At 74.1% G+C, this 18,248-nt stretch carries 4 protein-coding genes; 3 read left to right on the top strand and 1 reads right to left on the bottom strand.

Translation table 11 applies throughout. The annotated features are described in order from the left end of the window. Positions 1-167: 167 nt before the first annotated feature. From CRP52_RS02875 to CRP52_RS02865, 3 genes are read left to right on the top strand one after another with little or no spacing between them, the layout of a single operon-like run. The gene (locus CRP52_RS02875) at positions 168-5,783 is read left to right on the top strand and encodes a non-ribosomal peptide synthetase (protein ID WP_097234925.1); all 5,616 of its coding nucleotides are present in this window, start codon (positions 168-170) and stop codon (positions 5,781-5,783) included. 43 nt (positions 5,784-5,826) lie between these two features. Beyond that, positions 5,827-15,129 (top strand): non-ribosomal peptide synthetase, encoded by a 9,303-nt coding sequence (locus CRP52_RS02870; protein WP_097234924.1) that lies wholly within the window; start codon positions 5,827-5,829, stop codon positions 15,127-15,129. Further along, positions 15,126-16,382: an MFS transporter gene (locus CRP52_RS02865; protein WP_097234923.1), complete on the top strand. Its 1,257-nt coding sequence runs from the start codon at positions 15,126-15,128 to the stop codon at positions 16,380-16,382. The genes CRP52_RS02870 and CRP52_RS02865 overlap by 4 nt, the downstream gene beginning before the upstream one ends. A gap of 87 nt (positions 16,383-16,469) precedes the next feature. Here the strand turns inward: CRP52_RS02865 and CRP52_RS02860 are convergent, their stop codons facing one another. Beyond that, the gene (locus CRP52_RS02860) at positions 16,470-17,993 is read right to left on the bottom strand and encodes an ArnT family glycosyltransferase (RefSeq protein ID WP_097234922.1); all 1,524 of its coding nucleotides are present in this window, start codon (positions 17,991-17,993) and stop codon (positions 16,470-16,472) included. Between the last annotated feature and the right edge of the window lie 255 nt (positions 17,994-18,248).

The raw sequence follows: 18,248 nt of genomic DNA, 5'->3' as shown, positions 1-18,248 counted from the left end.
CCCCGGATCGCCCCCACAAGATCGGTAGCCGGCAAAACGCCTGCTGACCGCCCTTCTTCGCTCTTCCGTCAAGTGTGTGGCTGGGCCGCCTCCCCTCTGGGGAGACTGGGCGACCAGGCACGGCCTCCGCCGTGTCAGCGATGCGCAGACCGAGGGGGAGACCGCACGTGACCCACGAAGGGTTCCTGGCAGCAGGGCCGGCGTCGGACCAGGCCGTCGAGCACGCGGTGACCCGCTTCCCGGTGGACCGCCCACGGCCGGCGACGCCCGCCGAGGCCACCGCGACACACCGCTTGACGCTCGACAGCGCGCTCACGCAGGGCCTTCGGCAGCTCGCCGAGTCGGCCGGCGGCACGCTGTTCGGCGCGCTGGCCGCCGCCGGCCAGGTGCTGTCCGCCGTGTACGCGGGCGAGGACGAGGTGACCGCCGTCGTGCGCGGTCGCGCCACCGGGGACGACGGCGCGTCCGTCGTCCTGCGGACCACCGTCGACGGCGCGCTCCCGTTCGAGCGCCTCCTCGGCGAGGCCTCCGCCGCGGCGGGCGCCGCACTGCCCGGCGAGTACGCCGTCGCCGACCTGGTGCTGCGGTTCGCCGAGACCGACGGCGCACTGGAGGTGTGCGTCGACCACCACCCCGAGGTGCTGGAGCCCGCCACCGTCGAGCGGTTCGCCGAGGCCTTCCACACCCTGCTGACGGGCGTGGTGGACCGGCCGGGCCGGCCGCTGGGCGAGCTGGCGCTGGCCCCCGAGGCCGAGCTGCGCCGCCTGCTCGTCGACTGGAACGACACCACCCACGAGTTCCCCGCGCACCGCAGCCTGACGGACGTCTTCGCCGAGCGGGTGCGGCTCACCCCGGACCAGCCGGCCGTGCTCTTCGGCGACCAGCGGCTCAGCTACGCCGAGTTGAACGAGCGGGCCAACCGACTCGCCCACCGCCTGCTCGCCGAGGGCGTCACCACCGAGTCCCGGGTCGGCCTGCTGCTGGACCGCTCGGTGCACGCGGTCGTCTCCATCCTGGCCGTGCTGAAGGCCGGCGGCGTCTACGTCCCGCTGCACGCCGCCTACCCCGAGGACCGCGTCCGCTTCGTCCTGACCGACGTCGGCGCCGAACTGCTGCTGACGGACCGGGCGATGGCGGCCAGGGCCGCCGCGGCCGAGGTCCCGCTGCTCGTGGTGGACGACCCGGCCACCACCGAAGGCCGGCCCGCCCACGACCCCGAGGTGGAGCCGGACGCCCGGCAGCTCGCCTACATCATGTTCACCTCGGGCTCCACCGGCACGCCGAAGGGCGTCGCGATCACCCACTCCGACGTGGTGGCCCTGGCCTGGGACCGCCGCTGGCGCGAGGCGGCGCACCGGCGCATCGTCTTCCACTCCCCGCACGCCTTCGACGCCTCCACCTACGAGCTGTGGGTGCCGCTGCTGACCGGCGGCGAGATGGTCATCGCCACCGAGGAGCCGACCCCGGCCCTGGTCCGCGAACTGATCACCGAGCACGGGGTGACGGCGGTCTTCCTCACCTCCGCGCTGCTGCGCCTGTTCGCCGAGGAGGCCCCCGACTGCTTCGCCGGCGCGGCCACCGTGATCACCGGCGGCGAGGCGCCCTCGCCGGAGGCGCTGGAGCGGGTCATCACGCACTGCCCCGGCACCGTGGTCATCAACGCCTACGGGCCGACCGAGGCCACCACCTACACCCAGTTCCACGAGCTGTCCCTGGAGCAGGTGCGCGCCCGCGTCGTGCCGATCGGCCCGCCGCTGGACAACACCCGGCTCTACGTCCTCGACGCGTGGCTGCGCCCCGTCCCGGTCGGCGCGCCCGGCGAGCTGTACGTCGCCGGCGACGGCCTGGCGCGCGGCTACTTCGGCCGGGCGGCGCTGACCTCCGAGCGCTTCGTCGCCGACCCCTTCGGGACCGGGCAGCGGCTCTACCGCACCGGCGACGTCGTGCGCCGGCGCGCCGACGGCTCGATGGACTACCTGCGCCGGGCCGACAACCAGGTCAAGATCCGCGGCTTCCGGATCGAGATCGGCGAGATCGAGGCCGCGCTCACCTCGCTGGAGGACGTCACCGACGCCGCCGTCGTCGTGCACGAGGCGCGCGGTGCCAAGCACCTGGTCGCCTACGTGGTGGCGCAGCGCGGCCGGGAGGCCGACCCGGAGGCCTGGCGGGAGGCGCTGGCAGCGCGGCTGCCCAGCTACGAGGTGCCGTCCTGGTTCGTCACCATGGACGCGCTGCCGCTGAACAACAGCGGCAAGGTCGACCGCCGCGCGCTGCCCGAGCCGCAGATCGAGCTGCCGACCGCCGCGGAGCACGTCGAGCCGCGCACGGACACCGAGCGGCTGCTGGCCCGGCTGTGGGCCGAGGTGTTCGGCGTCGAGCGGGTGGGCGTCACCGACAACTTCTTCGAGTTCGGCGGCGACTCCATCCTGGCCATCAAGGTCGTCTCCCGGGCCCGCGCCCACGGCATCCGGCTGACCGCCAAGGACCTGTTCCTCACCCCGACCGTCGAGGAGTTGGCCCAGGTCGCGGTCCGTACCGAGGACGCGGCCGGTGCAGCCGGCGCGGCCCCGGCGGAGCGTCCGCTGGTGCAGCTCACCGACGCCGAGACCGAGCGCCTGGCCGCCGGCGGGGCCGTCGAGGACGTCTACCCGCTGACCCCGATGCAGAGCGGGATGCTCTTCGACGCGCTGATGACCGGCGACACCGGTCTGCACCTGATCCAGTTCGACCTGGTGCTCGACCACGTCGAGGACCCGGACCTGCTCGCCCGGGCCTGGCAGCAGGCGGCCGACCGGCTGCCCATCCTGCGCACCGCCGTGGTCTGGGAGGACGTCAGCAGCCCGGTGCAGGTGGTGCGCGCCGCGGCCACCCTGCCCGTCACCGTGCACGACTGGCGGGAACTGGCGGAGGCCGACCGGCAGGAGCGCTGGGAGGCGCTGCGCGCCGCCGACCGGGCGGCCGGCGTGGACTTCGCCGCCGCGCCGCTGGCCAGGGTCGCGATCATCCGGCTCGGCGACAGCAGCGTCCGGGTGCTGTGGTCGATGCACCACATCGTGATGGACGGCTGGAGCGGCGCCGAACTGCTCACCGAGGTCGCCGCCGAGTACGCCCGGCTGCGCGACGGCGAGGGCCCGCAGCCGCAGCCCCGGGTGCCGTTCCGGGACTACCTGCACTGGCTGGACGGGCAGGACCAGGCCGCCGCGGAGGCGCACTGGCGGGGCGTGCTCGGCGGGTTCGACGCGCCGACCCGGCTGCCCTACGACCGTCCGACCGCGCCGGAGTACCGGCCGCGTGCGACCGGGATGGTCGAGGTGGACATCGCCGCCGAACTGTCCGCCCGGCTCGTGGACATGGCCAAGCGCACCAAGCTGACCCCGAGCACGCTGCTGCAGGGCGCGTGGGCGCTGCTGCTGTCGCGCTACAGCGGGAGCCAGGAGGTCTGCTTCGGCGGCACGGTCTCCGGCCGCACCCCGGACCTGGCGGGCGTCGACTCCATCGTCGGCATGCTGGTCAACACCCTGCCGGTGCTGGTGCACGTGGACCGCGACCAGGACCTGGTGGCCTGGCTGGCCGCGCTGCAGGCCGAGCAGGCCCGCGCCCGCGACTTCGAGACCGTGTCGCTGACCCAGGCGCAGTCGTGGAGCGGCCTGTCCGCCGGCGACAACCTGTTCGACAGCATCATCGTCTTCGAGAACTACCCGTTCGACGAGCGGGCGTTCAGCGCGCACGGACTGGAGCTCAGCCACTTCGACACCGAGACCGGCTCGGGCGCCGCGCTGGGCGTCGTGGTGCTCCCCGGCGACCGGATCACCGTGCGGCTGCACTTCGACCCGGCGCTGTTCGAGGCCGACACCGTGCGCCGGATGGCCGACTACCTGCGGACCCTGCTGGAGGCCTTCGCCGGCGAGCCGGGGCGCACCGTCGGCGAGCTGCCGGCGCTCTCGGCCGCCGAGCACCGGGTGCTCGTGGGCGGGGCGGCGGGCGCCGCCGAGGACCGCTCCATCGAGCACCGGATGCACGAACTGGTCGAGGCGCAGGCGCAGTTGCGCCCGGACGCGGTCGCGGTGGAACTCGACGACCAGCGGCTGACCTACGCCGACCTGGACGCCAGGGCGAACCAGCTGGCCCACTTCCTGATCGAGCGCGGCGTCGGCAGCGACGTGCTGGTGGGCATCGCGACCGAGCGCAGCCTGGACCTGTTCGTCGCCATCCTCGGCATCCTCAAGGCCGGCGGCGCGTACGTGCCGCTGGACCCGGACTACCCGGAGGAGCGGCTGGGCTTCACACTGGCCGAGACCCGCCCCCCGGTGGTGCTGGCCCACGAGCGCAGCATCAGCCGGTTCCCGCAGACCGACGCGGACCTGGTCTTCCTGGACCGCGACTGGCCGGCCATCGCCGAGTACCCGGAGACCGACCCCAAGGCGGCGGGCAGCCCCCGCGACCTCGCCTACGTCGTCTACACCTCCGGCTCCACCGGCCGGCCCAAGGGCGTGGCGGTCGAGCACCGTTCGCTCTACAACACCGTGACCGCGGTGGTCGGGCCGTACGGGCTCACCCCGGACAGCCGGGTGTTCCAGCTGTGCTCGATGAGCTTCGACACCGGAGTACAGGACCTGTTCACCACCTGGGCCGCCGGCGGCACGATGGTGGTGCCGGCCCCGGACGTCGCGCGCAACGGCGCCTACCTGGTCGAGCACATGCTCGCGGGCAGGGTCACCACCGCGTCCATCCCGATCACCGTGCTGTCCTCCCTCGACCCGGACTCGCTGCCCGGGATGGACACCGTCCGGGTCGGCGGCGACGTGGTCGTGCCCGAGGTCGCCGAGGCGTGGGCCCGCGACCACCGGGTGATCAACAACTACGGGCCGACCGAGGCCGGCGTGACGGTCAGCCTCTTCGAGGTCGAGCAGGGCGCGGGCTACCGCAACGTCCCGCTGGGCGCGCCGCTCGCCAACACCCGGGTGTACGTGCTCGACGACCGGCTCTCCCCGGTGCCGATCGGGGTGCCCGGCGAGCTGTACGTCGGCGGCGTGGGCCTGGCACGCGGGTACGTCGCCAACCCGGCCAAGACCGCCGAGCGCTTCGTCGCCGACCCGTTCGGCCCGGCCGGATCCCGGCTGTACCGCACCGGCGACGTGGTGCGCCTGCGCCCCGACGGCATGCTGGAGTTCGTCGGCCGCACCGACCACCAGGTCAAGATCCGCGGGTTCCGGGTGGAGCCCGGCGAGATCGAGAGCGTGCTGCTGCGGCACGACGCGGTGGCCGAGGCCGCGGTGACGGTCTGGCCGGACGACAAGGGCAACAAGCGGCTCGTCGCCTACTTCGTGGCCCGGCCCGGGGCGCCGGCGCCGACCGCGGAGGAGCTGCGCCGCCACCTCGGCGGCACGCTGCCCGACTACATGATCCCGGCCGCGATCGTCCTGCTGGAGCGGATGCCGCTCAACCACAACGGCAAGCTCGACCGCTCCGCGCTGCCCGCGCCGAGCCGCCAGGACGGCGCCGACGCCGCGTACGTCGCCCCGAAGGACCCGACCGAGGAGGCGCTGGTCCGGATCTGGTCCGAGGTGCTGGGCATCGAACGGGTCGGCGTCGAGGACGACTTCTTCGCCCTCGGCGGGGACTCCCTCAACAGCCTGCGCATCGTCGCCCGGATGCGCACCGCCTTCGGCGTCGAGGTCACCCCCCGGGACCTCTTCGAGGGGCTGACGGTCGCCGCCCTGGCCACCACCATCCGCGACCGGATCCTGGCCAAGGTGCTGGAGATGGCCGCAGCCCAGTCCTGAACGCGTCGGACCCGAGCTTCTGAAAGTGAGAGAAGAGAACAGCATGGAACTGCCATCCGCCGCGAAGGACCAGCTGTCGGCGCTGCCCGACCATCTGCGGGAGCTCCTCCTGCGCCAGCTCGCCGGTGAGGCCGAGTCCGTTCCCGAGGAGGACGCCTCGATCGCCCCGGTGCCCCGGGACGGCGCGCTGCCGCTGTCGGCGAGCCAGCAGGGGCTGTGGTTCCTGGCCGAGCTCAACCCGGGCAGCGTCGAGTACAACGCGCCGCGGGTGCTGCGGTTGACCGGCGACCTGGACGTCGAGGCGCTGCGCGCGGCCCTGGACGCCGTGGTCGCCCGGCACGAGGCGCTGCGCACCACCATCGGCGAGGTCGAGGGCCGCGGCACCCAGGTGGTGCACGAGCCCGGTCGGGTGCCGGTCGAGGTCGTCGACCTCGCCGGCCTGCCGGAGCCCGAGCGCGCCGCCGAACTCGCCCGCTGCCTGGAGCGCGAGGCGTCCACCCCGTTCGACCTGCGCCGCGGTCCGCTGTTCCGGGTCTCGCTGGTGCGCCTGGCCGCGGACGAGCACGTGCTGGTGCTCGGCCTGCACCACATCATCGGCGACGGCTGGTCCATCGGGCTCCTGGTGGACGAGCTCAACGCCGGGTACGCGGCGCGGGTGCGCGGCGAGCAGGCCGACCTGTCGGAGCTCCCGGTGCAGTACGCCGACTACGCGGCCTGGCAGCAGGAGCGGCTGGCCGGGCCCGAGGTGGCCGGTCAACTCGACTACTGGCGCAAGCAGTTGGCCGGGCTCTCGCCGGTGGAGCTGCCCTCGGACCGGCCGCGGCCGCCGGTGCTCGGCTCGGCCGGCGCGATCCACGGGATCACCGTGCCCGCGGAGCTGACCCGGCGGCTGACCGAGCTCGCCTCGCGCAGCGGCGCCACGCTGTTCATGACCCTGGTGGCCGCGAGCCAGCTGATGTTCGCCCGCTACTCGGGGCAGCAGGACATCGCGGTGGGCTCGGTCACCGCGGGTCGCGGCCGGGTCGAACTGGAGCGCCTCATCGGCTACTTCAGCAACACCGTGGTGCTGCGCTCGCAGGTGGACGAGGCCCGCTCCTTCACCGACTTCCTCGGCGACGTCCGCTCCACCGTGCTCGACGCCTTCGCCAACGAGGAGGTGCCGTTCCAGCGGCTGGTCGACCTCCTGCGCCCCGAGCGCGACCCGAGCCGCCCGCCCCTGGTACAGGTCATGGTCAACCTGCAGAACGCGCTGGAGGCGAAGACCGAACTGCCGGGCCTGCGGGTCACCGAGGTCGACCCGCCGCTGCACGTGGCCAAGCTGGACGTCTCGCTCGACTTCTTCGAGCAGGACGGCGCGCTCACCGGCTACATCGAGTACAGCACCGACCTGTTCGACCCGGCGACGATCGAGCGGATGAGCGGCCACCTGGTGACCCTGCTCGACGCCGTCGCCGCCCGGCCGGACGTCCCGATGCGCGACCTGCAGATGCTCCCCGACGCCGAACTGCACCTGCTGAACACCGAGTGGAACGGCCCCACCGTCGAGTACGGCCCCTCCCGGTGCGTGCACGAGCTGTACGACGAGCAGGCCGCGCTCACCCCCGACGCCGTCGCGGTCAGCTGCGCCGGCCGGGAGCTGACCTTCGCCGGGCTGGCCGCCCGGGCCAACCAGCTCGCGCACCACCTGATCGGTCTGGGCGTCGGCCCGGGCACGCTGGTCGGCGTCTGCGTCGAGCGCGACGTGGACGCGATGGTCGCCCTGCTCGGCGTGATGAAGTCCGGCGCCGCGTTCGTCCCGCTCGACCCGGACTACCCGGCCCAGCGGATCAGCATGATGCTGGAGGACGCCGCCGCACAGGTGGTCGTCACCCAGACCTCGGTGGCCGACCGGGTCGCCGGGCACGAGGCGACCACGGTCCTCCTCGACCGCGACCGCGCGGTGATCGACGCCCTGCCCGACACGGCGCCCGAATCCGGCGTCGCCGTGGACGACCTGATCTACGTGATCTACACCTCGGGCACCACGGGCAAGCCCAAGGGCGTGAAGATCAACCACCGCAACGTGCACCACATCCTGCGGGCCTGGAACGCCCAGTACGGCCTGGACGAGATCCGCGGCCGCGCGCTGTGCGTCGCCAGCTTCGGCGTCGACCTGTTCCTCGGCGACTTCCTGTTCTCCGCGCTCTTCGGCGGCGAAATGGTGGTCTGCCCCGCCGAGGTGGTCACCGACCCGCCCGCGCTCGCCGACCTGATCGCCGAGATCCGGCCCGAGATCCTGGCCACCACCCCCTCGCTGGCCCGGGCCATCAGCACCGAGCTGGCCTGGCGCGGCGGTGGCGGCCTGGAGTCGGTGCGGCTGCTCTCCCTGGGCGCCGAGGGCTGGCTGGCCGGCGACGCCGCCGACCTGCTCGAACACGTCGGCCCCGACACCCTGACGGTCAACGCCTACGGCGCGACCGAGACGACCGTCGACTCCACCGTCTTCGCGCTGCGCGGGGACCCGGTCGAGCCCTCGCCGATCGTCCCGATCGGCAAGCCGATGGTCAACACCACCGTGTACGTCGTGGACGAGCTGCTGCGCCCGGTGCCGATCGGGGTGCCCGGCGAGCTCTACATCGGCGGCGGCGGCATCGCCCAGGGCTACTGGGACCGGCCCGAGTTGAGCGCCGAGCGGTTCCCGCTCGACGTCCGCGGCCCCGGCACCGGCCGGTTCTACCGCACCGGCGACGTGGTGCGCTGGCGCGGTGACGGCAACCTGGAGTACCTCGGCCGCGCCGACGACCAGGTCAAGATCCGCGGCTTCCGGGTGGAGCTCGGCGAGGTGGAGACCGCGCTGGCCCGCCACCCCGGGGTCGCCACCGCCGCGGCCGTCGCCCGGCGGGTCGAGGGCGGCCACACCCGGCTGTTCGGCTACGTGGTGCCCGCCGGCGACAGCGCGCCCGACCTCGCCGACCTGCGCGCCTTCCTGGCCGGCAACCTGCCGAGCCAGGCCGTCCCCTCGGCCATCATGGTCCTGGACGAGCTCCCGATGACCCCGAACGGCACCCTGGACCGGCGCGCCCTGCCCGAGGTGGCCGAGCCCGAGGCCGACCCCTCCCAGCGCGTCGCCCCGCGCACGCCGGTGGAGACCGTGCTGGTCGACGTCTGGGCGAAGGTCCTGGGCGTGGAGCCCGACCGGATCGGCGTCGAGGACAACTTCTTCAACCTCGGCGGCGACTCCATCCTCAGCCTCCAGGTGGTCTCGCTCGCCCGGCGCGCCAACCTGCGGCTGACCACCAAGCAGATGTTCCTGCGCCAGACCATCGCCGAACTGGCCGGCGAGGTCACCGTGCTGACCTCGCCCGACGCCGAACAGGGCCCGGTGGTCGGCCCGGTGCCGCTGACGCCCGTCCAGCACTGGTACTTCGAGGAGTTCCCCGACGCACCCGGCCACTTCAACCAGTCCCTGTTCCTCGAACTGGACCCCGAGGTCGACGCCGCCGCGCTGAGCGCCGCCTTCGCCGCCGTGCTCGACCACCACGACATCCTGCGGATCAGGGCCGAACGGGTCGGCGGGGTGTGGCGCCAGCGCAACGACGCCGCCGAGGCCACCACGGCCGACAACGCCCCGCTGGACGTCGTCGACCTGTCCGGCCTCGACGACACCGCCCGGGACGAGGCGCTGCGCGCGGCGGTCACCGCCGTGCAGACCGGCTTCGACATCCGCACCGGCCCGCTGTTCCGGGGCGTGCTCTTCACCCTCGGCGCCGGCCGGGCCCCCCGCCTGTTCATGGCCGCCCACCACTACGTCGTGGACGCCGTCTCCTGGCGGGTCATCATGGCCGACCTGGACACCGGGCACCGGCAGGCCGCCCTCGGCCGGAAGATCGACCTGGGCCCCAAGTCCACCTCCTTCCGGGACTGGTCGCAGCGCCTCACCGCCCTGGTGGCCGACGGCGGCTTCGACACCGAACTGGAGTACTGGACCGGCGTCGAGAAGGCCACCGCGACCGCGGCCGCACTGCCGGTCGACCTCCAGGGCGACAACACCGCCGGCTCCGCCCGGACCCTGACCCGGCGCCTGAGCGCCGAACGCACCGACGCCCTGCTGCGCAAGGTGCCGGAGGCGTACCGCACGCAGGTCAACGACGTGCTGCTGAGCGCCCTCGCCCGGGTGCTGCGCGACTGGGCCGGCGGCACCGTGCCGGTCGAGCTGGAGGGCCACGGACGCGAGGACCTGTTCGACGACGTCGACCTCTCGCGCACCGTCGGCTGGTTCACCACCGTGTTCCCGGTGGCGCTGGAGCTGCCCGAGGGCGACGACTGGGGCGCCACCCTGAAGTCCGTCAAGGAGCAGCTGCGCACCGTGCCCTCCCGCGGTCTGGGCTACGGCGCCCTGCGCTACCTCGGCGAGGCCGGCGCCCTGGGCCGGGGCCGGCAGTGCCAGGTCGGCTTCAACTACCACGGCCGCTTCGACGCCGGCAGCGGCGAGGAAGGCCTCGTCCGCGGCTGGTGCGAGAACCCGGGCGTGCCCGACCGCAGCCCCGAGCAGGCCCGGCAGTGCCTGATCGAGGTCACCGGCATGGTCCGCGACGGCGAGCTGGAGTTCGGCTGGGAGTACTCCGGCAACGTCCACCACGAGGAGACGGTCGCCCGGCTCGCCGAGGCCTTCCTCGCGGCGCTGGAGCAGATCGTCGAGCACTGCGCCCGGCCCGGCGCCGGCGGGTGCACCCCGTCGGACTTCCCGCTGGCCGGGCTGGACCAGGCCGCGGTGGACCGGATCGCCGGCGACGGCCGCTCGGTCGAGGACGTCTACCCGCTCACCCCGATGCAGAGCGGCATGCTGTTCCACTCGCTCGGCGGCGACGGCGACGTCTACCTCACGCACTTCGGCGCCGTGCTGGACGGCGTCGCCGATCCGCAGCGCCTCGCCGAGGCCTTCCAGCGCGTGGTCGACCGCACCCCGATCCTGCGCACCGCCGTGGTCGGGGCCGACGTGGACGTCCCGCTGCAGGTCGTCCGCCGCGACGTCCGGCTGCCCGTGACCCACCTGGACTGGAGCGGCCTGTCCGCGCAGGAGCAGCAGGCCCGCGCGCAGGAGCTGTGGGAGAGCCTGCCCGCGCTGGAGGTCGACCTCGCCGAGGCGCCGCTGATGCGGCTGACCATCGCCCGGCTGTCGGCGGACAGCGTCCAGGTCTACTGGTCCACCCACCACCTGCTGCTGGACGGCTGGAGCTTCGCCGACGCGCTGAACCAGGTGTTCGAGGAGCACGCCGCGCTCGGCGGCGCGCCCACCCCGGCGCCCAAGCCGCGCCGCCCCTACCGGGACTACGTCCAGTGGCTGGCCGAACAGGACGACGCCGCCGCCGAGGCGCACTGGCGCCGCACCATGGCGGGCTTCGCGGCGGCCACCCCGCTGCCGTACGACCGGGTGCCCTCCACCGCGCACGGCGCGCGCTCCTCGCGCGACGTCAACCTGCGGCTGCCCGCCGAACGCTCCCGCCGGCTCTACGAGTTCGCCAAGGGCGCCCGCCTGACGGTGAACAGCGTGGTGCAGGGAGCCTGGGCACTGCTGCTCGCGCGGCACAGCGGCGAGCACGACGTCTGCTTCGGCGCGACGGTCTCCGGCCGGCCCGCCGAACTCGCGGGCGCGGACGAGATCGTCGGCCTGTTCATCAACACCCTGCCGGTGCGGACCACCGTGGACAGCGGCCTCGACCTGGTGTCCTGGCTGCGGCGGATGCAGGACGAGCAGGTCGAGACCCGCCAGTTCGAGCACGTGTCGCTGGCCCAGGTGCGCGGCTGGAGCGAAGTGCCGCGCGACTCGGACCTGTTCGACAGCATCGTCATCTTCGAGAGCTTCCCGTACGACCGCGACGCGCCCGCCCGGCACGGCCTCGTGGTGCGCGAGAGCAACGGCGCGGAGGAGACCAACTACGCGCTCACCCTCACCGCCTACACCACCGACGAACTGCACCTGCGCCTCGGCTACGACCCGCGCCTGTTCGACGCGGACACCGTGGAGCGGATCGCCGACCGCCTGGCCACCCTGCTGGACGCCTTCGCCGACCACGCGGAAGCCCCGATCGCCCGGCTGCCGCTGCTGCCCGCCGCCGAGCGGACCGTCCTGCTGGACGAGTGGAACGCCACCGGCCGCGAGACCGGCCAGGCCACCACCATCGAGCTGTTCGAACAGCAGGCCGCGGCCACCCCGGAGGGCACCGCCCTCGTGCACGGGGACACCAGGCTCAGCTACGCCGAACTGGACGCCCGCGCCAACCGCCTCGCCCACCACCTGCTGGCGCACGGGCTGCGCCCCGAACAGATCGTCGCCCTGGCCTGCCCGCGCACGCCCGACCTGCTGGTGGCCATGCTGGCGGTGCTCAAGACGGGCGCGGCCTACCTGCCGCTGGACCTGGACCACCCGCGCGAACGCCTGGCCTTCATGGTGCAGGACGCGGCGCCGGTGCTGGCCCTGACCGGCGAGACGGCCGTCCTCGACCTGCCCGAGGGCACTCCCGCCCTCGCGCTCACCGACCCCGAGGTGATCGCCGCGCTGGCGGCCCGCCCGGCGACCAGGCCGGAACCGGCCGCGGCGTCGAGCCCCGACAACGCGGCCTACACGCTCTACACCTCCGGCTCCACCGGCAAGCCCAAGGGCGTCGTGGTCACCCGCGGCAACCTGCGCAACTTCGTGCTGGACATGCGGGAGCGCACCGCGATGACCCCCGCGGACCGGCTGCTGGCCGTGACGACCGTCGGGTTCGACATCGCGCACCTGGAGCTGTTCGTGCCGCTGGTCAGCGGTGCGGCCGTGGTGCTGGGGGACAAGGAGCTGGTGCACGACCCGGAGGAGCTGCGCCGGGTCGTCGACGCCGAGGGCGTCACGGTCGTCCAGGCGACGCCGAGCCTGTGGCGCGGCGTGGCCGAGGGCGCCCCGGACGTGCTCGCCCGCATCCGGGTGCTCGTCGGCGGCGAGGCGCTGCCCACCGAGCTGGCCGAGGCGCTGACCGCCGGATCGCCGTCGGTGACCAACGTGTACGGGCCGACCGAGACCACGATCTGGTCGACCGCCGCCGAGCTGACCCGCGGCGCCACCGGTGCGCCGCCGATCGGCCGGCCGATCGCCAACACCCGGGTGTACGTGCTCGACGCCGGCCTCCAGCCGGTCCCGCCCGGCGTGCCGGGCGAGCTGTACATCGCCGGTGACGGCGTGGCGCGCGGCTACGCCAACCGCCCCGACCTGACCGCCGGCCGCTTCGTCGCCGACCCCTACGGGCCGGCCGGGGAGCGGATGTACCGCACCGGCGACGTGGTCCGCTGGAAGGCCGACGGTGTCCTGGAGTTCGTCGGCCGCGCCGACGACCAGGTCAAGATCCGCGGCTTCCGGATCGAGCTCGGCGAGATCGAGACGGTGCTGGACGGCCACCCCGAGGTCGGCTCGGCCGTCGTGGTGGCGCGCGAGGACCGGCCCGGCGACAGGCAGTTGGCGGCCTACTTCGTGCCGGCCGGTTCTCCCGGCGTGGCAGCCGCGGAGCTGAAGGCGCACCTGGCGCGGCAGCTGCCGGCGTACATGGTGCCCGCGTTCTTCGTGGAGCTGGACGCCTTCCCGCTGACGCCCAGCGGCAAGGTCGACCGGCGGGCGCTGCCCGCCCCGGGCACGGTGGCCGACACCGACGCGCCCCGGGTCGCCCCGCGTGACGCGACGGAGGCCGCGCTGGCCGCGATCTGGGCGGACGTGCTCGGCCGCCCGGTCGACACCATCGACGTGACCGGCGACTTCTTCGACCTCGGCGGGAACTCGGTGCTGAGCGTCCAGGTGGTCTACCGCGCCCGGCGGGCCGGCTGGCACCTGGTGCCGAAGGACCTGTTCGCGCACCCGACCATCGAGCGCCTGGCGGCGGTCGCCGAGCCGACTGCTGTCTCGCCGGCCGTCACGGAGCCCCGTGCCACGGAGCCCGTTGCCGCCGAGCAGCCCGTCGCCGGGCGGCCGGCGCGGACCGAGGCGCCCGGATACGCCGGGGCGCCTGCCCTCAGCGGCGAGTTCCTGGCCGCCCGGCTCGCCGAGCTGGCGCGTGCGCACCGAGTGCCGGGCGCGCAGCTCGCCGTGCGCCACGACGGCCGTCTGCTCACCGTCGAGACGGGGGAGCGGGTGGCCGGGAGCGGCCTGCCCGTCACCACCGACACCGCGTTCCCCATCGCCTCCCTCACCAAGCCGGTGACCGCGCTGCTCGTGCAGCAGCTGGCGGCCGACGGGCGGCTCGACCTCGACGCCCCGATCGGCGCCTACCTGCCCGAGCTCTCCGCGGCCGGCCCGGTCGGCCGGGTGACGGCGCGCCAGGCCCTCAGCCACACCGGTGGGCTGGTCGCCGCGATCGAGGAGCGGGTGCCGAGCGCCGACCGGCGCACCTGGGTCGAGAAGCACTGCGGCGAGAGCGCCGTGCTGCACCAGCCGGGCACCGCCTTCTCGTACTCCGACCTCGGCTACGTGCTCGCGGGCCGGCTGATCGAGGTGCTGACCGGCACGGACTGGCGGACGGCCGTGGAGTCGCTGCTGCTGAGCCCGCTCGGGATCACGGCCGCCTCCAACGGGCAGCCGGGGGAGCGGCCGGTGGCCCAGGGCCACGTGCTCCAGGGCAGCGGGGCGCAGGACGGTGCTCTCCTGACCGTGCCCGAGCAGTCCTTCACCCCGATCGACGACCCCGCCGCGGGCCTGGCGGCCAGCGCGGCCGACCTGGTGCGGCTGGCCGGCGTGCACCACCGGACCGCGTCCGCGGTGCTCGACCCGGCGGCCGCCGAGGCGATGCTCCGCGACCTGACCGGCGGGCTCGCCGTCGGGCCGTTCGGCCTCGCCGACGGCTGGGGGCTCGGCTGGGCCGTCTTCCGCGGCACCGGCGGGGACTGGCACGGGCACGACGGCAGCGGTGACGGCACCTGGTCCCACCTGCGCTTCGACCCGGCGACCGGGACGGCGGTGGCGCTCACCACCAACGCCGGCACCGGGGCCGGGCTCTGGGAGGACCTGCTCGCCGAACTCGGCGCCGCCGGGCTCCCGGTGGCCAACCACTCGCTGCGGGAGCTCACCGACCCGGGAGCGCCCGTCGCCGGCCCGGCCGAGTGCGCGGGCGGGTACGCCAACGGCGACTGGGACTGCCTGGTCGAGGCGGGCCCCGACGGGCTCACCCTGTCCGTCGGCCACGGGCCGCGCTCCACCCTGACCTGCTACGCCGACCTGAGGTTCACCACCGGAGGCGGCGGCGGGGTGCCGGGCACCGGCCGGTTCGTCCGCGACCCCGGGACGGGCCGGGTCACGGCGCTCCAGCTCGCGGGCCGGCTGCTCGGGCGCACCGGGACGACGGCCGGATGACCGTCGAGCTGAACACCGGTTCCGTGACGGCGGCGGCGCTGCCGCCGCTGTCGCGGAACCGGAACTACCACGTGCTGTGGGGCAGCCAGCTGGTGTCCGAACTGGTCAGCCAGCTCTGCCTGATCGCGTTCCCGCTGACGGTGCTGGCGGCGACCGGCTCCGCGGCCCGGATGGGGGCCGTCTCCGCCGTCATCGCGGCCGCGCACATGGCGGCCAACGTCCCGGCGGGCGTGCTGGTGGACCGCTTCGACCGCAAGCGGGTCATGCTGGTGTGCCAGTGCGCCCGGGCGGTGGCGATGGCGAGTCTGGCGATCGCCCTGTACGCCGGCCACTTCTCCCTGGCGCACCTGCTCGCGGTCGCGGTGGCGGAGGGGCTGCTGGGCGCGGCCTTCGACCCGGCGGAGCACGCCGCGCTGCCGCAGGTCGTCCCCGAGGAGCAGCTGTCGCAGGCGGTGGCGCGCAACACCGCGCGCCGCTACATCGCCACGCTGCTGGGCCCGGCGGGCGCGGGCTTCCTGTTCGCCGTCGACCGGATGGCGCCGTTCGCGGTCGCCGTCGGGCTGCTGGTGGCGTCCTGCGTGGTGCTCTGCTTCCTCCGCCTTCCGCGGCCGGTGCCGGCGGGGGAGTCCGAGAGCGCGGAGGAGCCCGAGAAGGCGGGCCTGCTCGCCGACGGGTTCCGGTGGGTGCTGGGGCACCCGGTGATCCGGCCGACGCTGGTCTGGCTGATGGGCTGCGAGCTGGTCATCTCCGCGCTGATCATCATCGTGCTGGCGAGGTCCGGCGAGGGCGACCTGGCCCCCGGCCAACTGGGCGTGATGATGACCGGGTTCGGCATCGGCGGCCTGCTGGGCGCCGCGGTCGCGGGCCGACTGCACGCCGCCCTGCCCGCGCCCGCCGTCATCCTGGGCTTCCCCTGGACCGCGGCGGCGCTGACGCTGCTGCTGGCCCTGGTACCGGCCGGGGTGCCGACCGGTGTGGTGCTCGGCGGGATCGCCTTCCTGATCCCCACCGCGTTCACCACGGTCATGACCTACCAGCTGACGGTCGCCCCCGACGAGCTGCGCGGCCGACTCAGCGGTGTGGTCGGGCTGTTCGCGGGCGGCGCCGGCGCGGTCGGCCCGCTCGCGGGCGGGCTGCTGATGTCGGGCGGGAGCAGCCGGCGCAGTCTGTTGATCTGCTGCGCCTGCCTGGCCGTCGTCGCGGTCGGCACCACCCTGAGCCCCAAGCTGCGGCGGTTCCCCACGTTGAAGTGAGGTACCGAGCACCCGGGCAAGACCGTGGCCCCTGTCCCTCACACCGGTGAGGGACAGGGGCCACGGTCGTGTCGGGGACAGGCCCGCTCAGTCGGTCAGCGAGCAGCCCTTCTCGCTCTTGGCGGTGATGGCCTCGGCCGTGTACGGGCAGCTGAAGCCGATCCAGGTGAGCTTGGGCCACAGCTTGGCCCAGGGCTCGCGGGGGTTGTGGCAGACCAGGAACGGGGTGTCCTTGTCCGCGACGGGCAGGTCCGTCTCGAACTTGCCGACGGAGTCGCAGCTCTCGAACAGGGCCGAGAACTGGTCGCGGTTCACGCCGACCGCGATGACCACGTTCTTGTCGTCGCCGGGGGTGCCGAAGTCGGCGTAGGAGTTGTGTCCGCTGTAGACCTGCGGCAGGCCGTTCTGCGGGCCGAACTTGTCCAGGGCGCCCGCCAGGCCGTAGTGGTTGGCGTAGACGACGGCGTGCTCGCGGTCCTGCGGGGAGAGCGAGCGGTTGACGGCGGCGACCTCCTCGGCCAGCTGCGGCCAGCGCGACTGGTCGAGCTGGAAGACCCCGAGCGACTTCAGCACCGGGTTCGACCCGTACACCGCGATGGGCAGCACCGGGAGCATCAGCACGGAGGAGAGCACCAGGTTGGCCACCAGGGCGGTGCCGGCGAGCGAGCGGCGGACCCGGGTCTTCGCCCAGTCGACCGTCGCGACGGAGCCGGCCGCCAGCAGCACCAGCGGCAGACCGCCGGTGTACTCGGGCTTGCCGCCGATGGCGAGCAGCAGCACCACCAGGAACAGGTAGCCGACGCCGACGAACCGGAAGTCCCGCCACGCCGGGCGGCGCAGCAGCGCCACCAGCCCGGCGACCCACACCGGGGTGAGGAACAGGCCGATCAGGATCACCTGGAACGGGACGAAGGCGACCCGGGAGTCGTCCCCGAGGGCGACCTTCAGCGCGTCGCTCATCTCCACCGCCGGCCAGCCGTGCGAGATCTGCCACAGCACCATCGGCACCGCGAACACCGCGGCGATCGCGGCCCCCAGCCACAGGTGCCGGCTGCGCAGGACCGCCCGCGGCCCGGCCACCAGCAGGCCCACCAGCAGCGAGAGGACCAGCAGCACCACGAGGTTCTTGGCGAGCAGGCCCACCCCGGCGACCGTACCGATGGCCAGCCAGAGCCGGGTGTCCCGGGTGCGCTGCAGGCGGATGAACAGCCAGCCCAGGGCGACCCAGGTGAGCAGGTCGGGGATGTTGGTGGTCAGCACGTGCCCGGCGTTGAGCGTGACGACCGTCGCGCCGGACGCGGCGGCGGCGAAGAGCTGGGCGCCGCGCGCGCCGCCGAGTTCGCGGGCGGTGAGGCCGGCCACCCACACCACCAGGCAGGCCATCAGCGCCGGCACCACGCGGAACCCGACCAGGGTGTCGCCGAACAGCGTGGTCTCCAGCTTGGCGATCACGGAGACCAGCGGGGGCTGGTCGACGTACCCCAGGGCCAGGTGCCCGCCGGAGGCCCGGTTGTACAACTCGTCGACGTGGTAGCCGTTTCGCCCCGACAGGGCCATCAGCACCACGCCCAAGCCGGCGGAGACGGCGAGCAGCGGCCGCCGGTACAGCACGGGAACCGCCGTTAAGCGGTCCTGGGAAGGGGCCGGAGGAACTTCAGTCGTCGTCGCCACGTGTCCACACTCTTTCTGTCCGCGGTTTCGGCCATGCGGATCGGATTGTCTCGGCCACGTGGCCGACGGGCGACCATGTTGACTCGTAGGAAAAGCTCCCAGGCGCCGACTCGGGCTCAGGCTCGGGCTCGGGCTCGGCCGTGACGACCGGTCGGCCCCTCGCCGGACGCGCGGGGCGTCCGGCGAGGGGCCCGG

It is taken from the genome of Streptomyces sp. 1331.2 (genome assembly GCF_900199205.1).
GTDB lineage: Bacteria > Actinomycetota > Actinomycetes > Streptomycetales > Streptomycetaceae > Kitasatospora.
The sequence above is the reverse complement of the archived record's forward strand: the minus strand, read 5'-3'. Positions and strand labels throughout refer to the sequence as shown.

Coding starts and splice junctions, on each gene's coding strand:
- CRP52_RS02870 (WP_097234924.1), top strand. CDS start 5,827: ATGGAACTGCCATCCGCCGCGAAGGACCAGCTGTCGGCGCTGCCCGAC.
- CRP52_RS02865 (WP_097234923.1), top strand. CDS start 15,126: ATGACCGTCGAGCTGAACACCGGTTCCGTGACGGCGGCGGCGCTGCCG.